Source organism: Janthinobacterium leeuwenhoeki (assembly GCF_051380795.1).
Taxonomy (GTDB): domain Bacteria; phylum Pseudomonadota; class Gammaproteobacteria; order Burkholderiales; family Burkholderiaceae_D; genus Janthinobacterium.
This window is the reverse complement of record NZ_JBNYXT010000040.1, coordinates 38,514-44,715: the sequence shown is the minus strand read 5'-3', so window position 1 is coordinate 44,715 and position 6,202 is coordinate 38,514. Positions and strand designations below refer to the sequence as shown.

5 protein-coding genes are annotated in these 6,202 nt (G+C 60.3%); all 5 read left to right on the top strand.

The features are described 5' to 3' along the window. Positions 1 to 523: 523 nt before the first annotated feature. Positions 524 to 1,681, top strand: coding sequence for a sensor histidine kinase (locus tag ACQ4WS_RS22545; protein WP_436479243.1), 1,158 nt, complete (start codon positions 524 to 526; stop codon positions 1,679 to 1,681). Between the two features lie 236 nt (positions 1,682 to 1,917). Beyond that, a complete protein-coding gene (locus ACQ4WS_RS22540; protein WP_436479242.1) occupies positions 1,918 to 3,372 on the top strand; it encodes a circularly permuted type 2 ATP-grasp protein in 1,455 nt (484 codons plus the stop codon). Then, positions 3,366 to 4,310 (top strand): alpha-E domain-containing protein, encoded by a 945-nt coding sequence (locus ACQ4WS_RS22535; protein ID WP_436479241.1) that lies wholly within the window; start codon positions 3,366 to 3,368, stop codon positions 4,308 to 4,310. Before ACQ4WS_RS22540 ends, ACQ4WS_RS22535 begins: the two co-directional genes overlap by 7 nt. Further along, positions 4,310 to 5,119, top strand: a complete 810-nt coding sequence (locus tag ACQ4WS_RS22530; protein WP_436479240.1) for a transglutaminase family protein — start codon at positions 4,310 to 4,312, stop codon at positions 5,117 to 5,119. The genes ACQ4WS_RS22535 and ACQ4WS_RS22530 overlap by 1 nt, the downstream gene beginning before the upstream one ends. Positions 5,120 to 5,210: 91 nt before the next feature. After that, positions 5,211 to 6,089 (top strand): proteasome-type protease, encoded by an 879-nt coding sequence (locus ACQ4WS_RS22525; RefSeq protein WP_436479239.1) that lies wholly within the window; start codon positions 5,211 to 5,213, stop codon positions 6,087 to 6,089. Positions 6,090 to 6,202 lie beyond the last annotated feature (113 nt).

Sequence of the window (6,202 nt, the reverse complement as noted above, 5' to 3'; positions counted from 1 at the left end):
GTATTCAAGGTCGGAAAAGCTCTTTTGCATGATTGATGGCGAACAGTCAGGATACCGTTATTGTCTCAGGTAGGTCCGCCGCAGGGAACGGCGTTTGATGAATAAATCAGTGGTTCCCTAGACGGTTTGGGCGCAGCGATCGCAGTGCGGAAAGCCGAAATCGAACTTCCACTATTACAGTAACAATAGCGTCACGGCGGCGCGTCCCCACGCGCTGCTTTTTGTGCAGGCGCCCTCGCCTGCTCCCTCATGTATAGGCAAAGCGCGCGCATCGTTGATGCGGGCTAGATAGCGCACCTTCCCCATATCATTCGGTACGCGCCGTCTCGTTCAGCGACTGCGGACGTACCACACTACTTCTTCCCCCTACCTGCCTGACCTCTTGCGCGCGCTTATGGCTGAATTCAGTGCGACCGACAATTTAACAGTGGCGTAAAATAGTGGAGGCAGCGCTATGCAGCGCCGCCCACTACGCGGCTGAGATCACGCGGCATCCATCTGGTGGCGAGCAGCGCAGATTTTAATGAACATGAAAGTACAACAAATGAATCTCGCCGCATTTATTCGCGCCAAAATGCCGCAAATTCTTGCGGAGTGGACCGCCTTTGCAAAGACAGTCGAACCGAACTCCGCTCAGATGTCCGAACTGGCGCTCAGGGATCACGCCGAGGCGATCCTGCGTGCCGTGGCACTCGATATCGAAACGCACCAAAGCAAGCAGCAGCAATTCGATAAGTCCCAGGGTGGCACGATTCCTGCCGGCAAGGATGAAACCGCTGCCGCCATCCACGGTCGCCTGCGCCACGCCAGCAATTTTTCGCTGCTGCAGCTTAGCTCGGAGTTCCGAGCGCTGCGGGCAACCGTCTTGCGTCTGTGGTTACCGGAAGTGAGTCAGATGTCAGTAACGAGTACGTATGAAATGGTGCGGTTTAATGAAGCGATCGACCAAGCGCTGGCCGAGTCTATCGTGACCTATTCGGCACGCGCAGACCACACCAAAGGTCTGTTTGTCGCCATACTGAGCCATGACCTGCGCGCGCCCTTGGCCAATATCACAACTGCCGTAGACCTGTTGTCTCGGCAGCCGAGCATGTCGGAACACGCGATCAGCCTTGCCACAAAAGCCAAACGTAGCGCGATGCTGATGGGCGCGATGGTGACCGACCTGCTTGGATTTACGCGCCTGCAAATGGGAGCGACGCTGCCAGCCTCGCGCACGCGCATCGATGCGGACGAGGTATTTCAAGCCGCAGCGACCGACGCGCGCGCGATGTACCCGGCGAGCGCCATCATTTATCGGCCCAGCGGTAGCCTGGTCGGCGCCTTTGACGGCCTTCGGCTGCACCAGTTGACGACCAATCTTTTGATTAACGCAGCGCAATATTCGACCAAGGGCAAGGATGTGGTGCTGGAAGCCGAGGGACTTGCCGAGACGATCGTCGTCAGGGTCAGCAATTTCGGGCCGGTCATCGCGCCGGAGGCACTGAAAACAATTTTCCAGCCACTCGTTCAGCTGAACCTGGATGCTGAACAGGATGCACGACCGAACACCAGTCTGGGTCTGGGCCTGTTTATCGCCCAAGAATCTGCTTGGGTACATGACGCGACGATCACGGTTAGTTCAAACAAATCCGTCGGCACCGTGTTCACAGTGACATTCCCGCGCACTGTCGCGCCGTGATGGCACTCTCCAGGCGCGATACGCACGATGAACACCGCTGAGGTCTAGCCGTCGATTGCCTGCCGTTCGTGCCGCCTCGTATCTATCTCCCCAAGAACTGACATCTGATGCACCAACACGGTGCAGATGATGGATTTATGCCACAAAAATGGTCATTTTTTACACACTTCGCAAGCATCTCATTGGCACGCTTCCTGCTGGGCCATACATAGACACGGCTCAAGGGAAATCACAACATGGCAAATTTTTTCAATGAAATGACTGCAGGTGAGGTGGGGTCGGACAGCAAGGTACGTGAACACTATCGTGAATTTGACAACTGGCTGGCGCAGCAATCCCCCGAGACCATCGCCCGCAAGCGGGCCGAAGCCGACCTGACGTTCCGCCGGGTCGGCATCACGTTCGCAGTCTACGGCGACGATGCCGGCACGGAACGCCTGATACCGTTCGACACCATTCCGCGCATCATCCCCGCCGCCGAATGGGCGCAGATGCAGACGGGGCTGGTGCAGCGCGTGCAAGCCTTGAACATGTTCATCCATGATATTTATCATGAGCAAAACATCATCAAGGCGGGTATCATTCCCGCCGAGCAAATCTACAAGAATGCCCAGTACCGCCCGGAAATGCAGGGCATTGCCGTCGCCTCCGACATTTATGCGCATATCGCCGGCGTCGACATCGTGCGCGCCGGCCAGGGCGAATTTTATGTGCTGGAAGACAATTTAAGGGTGCCTTCGGGCGTGTCCTACATGCTGGAAGACCGCAAGATGATGATGCGGCTGTTCCCGGAACTGTTCGCCCGCAACCGCATCGCCCCCGTCGACCATTACCCGGACATGCTGCTCGACAACCTGCGCTCCGTCGCACCGATGGGCGTGGATGACCCCACAGTCGTCGTCATGACGCCCGGCATGTACAACTCCGCCTACTTCGAACACGCCTTCCTGGCCCAGCAAATGGGCGTGGAACTGGTCGAAGGCAAGGATTTGTTTGTCAACGACAATTCCGTGTACATGCGCACCACGCGCGGCCCCAAGCGTGTCGACGTGATCTACCGCCGGGTCGACGACGATTTCCTCGACCCGCTGGCCTTCCGCTCCGATTCCTCGCTGGGCGTGCCCGGCCTGTTGTCCGTGTACCGCGCCGGCCGCGTGACTTTGGCGAACGCCATCGGCACGGGCGTGGCCGACGACAAGTCGATCTACCCCTTCGTGCCCGACATGATCAAATTCTACCTGTCGCAGGAACCGATACTCAACAACGTCCCCACCTACCAGTGCCGCAAGCCGGCTGACCTGTCCTACGTGCTGGCGAACCTGGCGAAACTGGTGGTCAAGGAAGTGCATGGCGCGGGCGGCTATGGCATGCTGGTGGGGCCGGCGTCCAGCCTGGCGCAGATCGAGGACTTCCGCCAGCGGCTGCTGGCCAACCCGGGCGGATACATCGCCCAGCCCACCCTCGCCCTGTCCGCCTGTCCCACGTACGTGGACGCCGGCATCGCGCCGCGCCACATCGATTTGCGCCCGTTCGTGCTGTCGGGCAAGACGATTTCCATGGTGCCCGGTGGCCTGACCCGCGTGGCACTGGGCGAAGGCTCGCTGGTGGTCAATTCCTCGCAAGGGGGTGGCACCAAGGATACCTGGGTACTGGAAGCCACATCCGCTTTTGCAGGAGAGAAAACATGCTGAGTCGCACTGCCGATCATTTGTTCTGGATGGCCCGCTACACGGAGCGGGCGGAAAACACGGCCCGCATGCTGGACGTCAACATGCAAACATCCATGCTGCCGCAGTCCGAGCAGGACGCGGAACAGGGCTGGCGCGCCACCTTGGGCATTTCCGAACTGCAAAGCGCCTACGACCACAAGTATGGCCGCTTCCACACGCGCGACGTGCTCGACTTCATGGTGCGCGACCCGAACAACCCCTCTTCCATCCTGGCCTGCCTGACGGGGGCGCGCGAAAACGCCCGCGCCGTGCGCGGTACCCTGACGACGGAAGTGTGGGAAATCCAGAACGCCACCTGGCTCGACATGCAGAAGCGTTTGAAAAGCAATCTGCTGGAAACGGACCCCAGCCAGTTCTTCGAATGGGTCAAATACCGCTCGCATCTGTCGCGCGGCGTGACGTTGGGCACCATGCTCAAGGATGAGGCCATCCACTTCATTCGCCTGGGCACCTTCCTGGAGCGGGCCGACAATACGGCGCGCATCCTCGACGTGAAGTTCCATGGCGCGCGCGACACGTCGAAAGACATCACCCAGCGCGACTTTTACTACTGGGCGGCCCTGTTGCGCTCCGTCTCCGGCTTTGAAATCTACCGCAAGGTCTACCGCGACGTGATCACCCCGGAAAGAGTGGCACAATTGCTGATGTTGCGCGGCGACATGCCCAGATCCTTGCTGGCTTGCATGGATGACGTGGTGGAAAACCTCAAGCATATCCGCAACGATGTCTCGGCCGATACGGAACGGTTTGCCGGCAAGCTGCACGCGGAGCTGAAATTCGGCCATATCGACGACATCATGAAGGCTGGCTTGCACCTGACGCTGACGGAGTTTCTGGAAAACATCAACGACCTGGGCAACCGGGTCAGCCGCGACTTCCTCGTTCCCCTGGCGGCCTGATGCAGCTCACTATCCGCCACGAAACCCACTACGCCTACAGTGCGCCGCTGGCCTACACCATCCAGCAGCTGCACCTGACGCCGCGTATCGAGCCGCAGCAGCGGGCCCTGTCCTGGCAAATCACCACGCCAGGCCAGTGCCACGCCTACACGGATGCCTACGGCAATCTGTCGCACATGCTGACGATCAGCGGCAGCCATCAGTCGCTCAGCCTGGTGGCGCATGGCGTGGTGGAAACCATCTACCCGCACAAGGGACGGCTGAACCTGATCGATACCCTGTCGCCGCTGCTGTTTACCATGCCGACACCGCTGACCCAGGCCAATCCCGCCATCCTCGAGCTGGCGGCCGCCAGCCTGCCGGACCGGGGCGTGACGGCGGGCACGGGCCACTTGCTGCGCCTGGCCGAGCACATCGTCGGCAAGGTGGCGTATGAAAGTGGCGCCACCATGGTCACGACCACGGCCGGTGACGCGCTGGCCTTGGGGCGCGGCGTGTGCCAGGACCACGCCCACCTGTTTTTGGCTTGCTGCCACGCCTGGGGCATCCCCGCACGTTATGTCTCCGGCTATATCGATCCGGGCACGACGGGCCACGCGGCCAGCCATGCCTGGGTCGATGCCTGGACGCAAGATACGGATTTCGCGGGCTGGGTCAGCATCGACGTCACGCATGCGCGCTTGATGACGGATGCGTATTGCCGCCTGGCCATCGGACGCGACTATGATTCGGCGGCCCCCGTGCGCGGCGTGCGCCAGGGTGGCGGCACGGAAACGTTAGGAGTCGATGTGCAGATCGTGCCCCTGTAAACCGACAAGAATGAGGCTGGCTGGGCCTTGCCAGCAGGTGGCACGGTCCGGCTGGTGTAGAATACACCCCCTTTTGACTTGATTTACGACGATGACTTATTGCATAGGCATGCGCCTCAACGAAGGCCTGGTCTTCCTGTCCGACTCCCGCACCAACGCCGGCGTGGACCAGGTGGGCACCTTCCGCAAGATGAGCGTGTTCGAAAACCCGGGCGACCGCATGCTGGTGCTGATGACGGCAGGCAATTTGTCGATCTCGCAAGCGATCCGCCAGATCGTCTCCGAACACGTGGATGCCGATGGGCGCAGCATCTGGAATGTGGCCAGCATGTACGATGCGGCCCGTATCGTGGGCGAAGCCGTGCGCACCGTGCACCTGCGCGAAGCGAAGGCCCTGGCCGATTGCGGCATCGATTTCAATGTCAGCATCATCCTGGGCGGCCAGATAGGCGCCGAGCGCTGCCGCTTGTTCCAGGTGTATTCGGCCGGCAATTTCATCGAATCGCACGATGAAAACACGTATTTCCAGATCGGCGAAGCGAAATACGGCAAGCCCATCATCGACCGGGTCATCAATCCATTCACGCGCCTGGACGAGGCGGCCAAGTGCGCGCTCATTTCCATGGATTCGACCTTGCGCTCAAACATTTCCGTCGGCTTGCCGCTCGATTTGCTCGTCTACGAGACGGGCAGCCTGGCCGTCACGCGCTTCGTCACCATCGATGAAAAGAACCAGTATTTCCGCATGATCCGCGACACCTGGGGCGAGCAATTGAAACAGGTGTTCGAAGGCATCGTCGACCCCGTGTGGAATGCGGCGCCGGAGACCACGACGAACGTGTTATCGTCAGCCAATATGCACAGCAAGCCCGTGCGCGTGGCCATCCCCGAACACGTGAGCCGTGGCGGCCTGAGCGTGGCGCCCTTGCAATCGCTGGCGCAGCAGTTCAGCGACGACAAGCAGCATTGATCTGCCGCGCACCGCCTGCGCGCGGTGCTGGACAAGTCGCTTTGCGCGTGCTTTTTTGGCGATCGCCCCGGCCGATAAAGTGCCTTCGTCTCGCACTATGCCGTCGTGAAAGG

Coding starts and splice junctions, on each gene's coding strand:
- ACQ4WS_RS22545 (WP_436479243.1), top strand. CDS start 524: ATGAACATGAAAGTACAACAAATGAATCTCGCCGCATTTATTCGCGCC.
- ACQ4WS_RS22540 (WP_436479242.1), top strand. CDS start 1,918: ATGGCAAATTTTTTCAATGAAATGACTGCAGGTGAGGTGGGGTCGGAC.
- ACQ4WS_RS22535 (WP_436479241.1), top strand. CDS start 3,366: ATGCTGAGTCGCACTGCCGATCATTTGTTCTGGATGGCCCGCTACACG.
- ACQ4WS_RS22530 (WP_436479240.1), top strand. CDS start 4,310: ATGCAGCTCACTATCCGCCACGAAACCCACTACGCCTACAGTGCGCCG.
- ACQ4WS_RS22525 (WP_436479239.1), top strand. CDS start 5,211: ATGACTTATTGCATAGGCATGCGCCTCAACGAAGGCCTGGTCTTCCTG.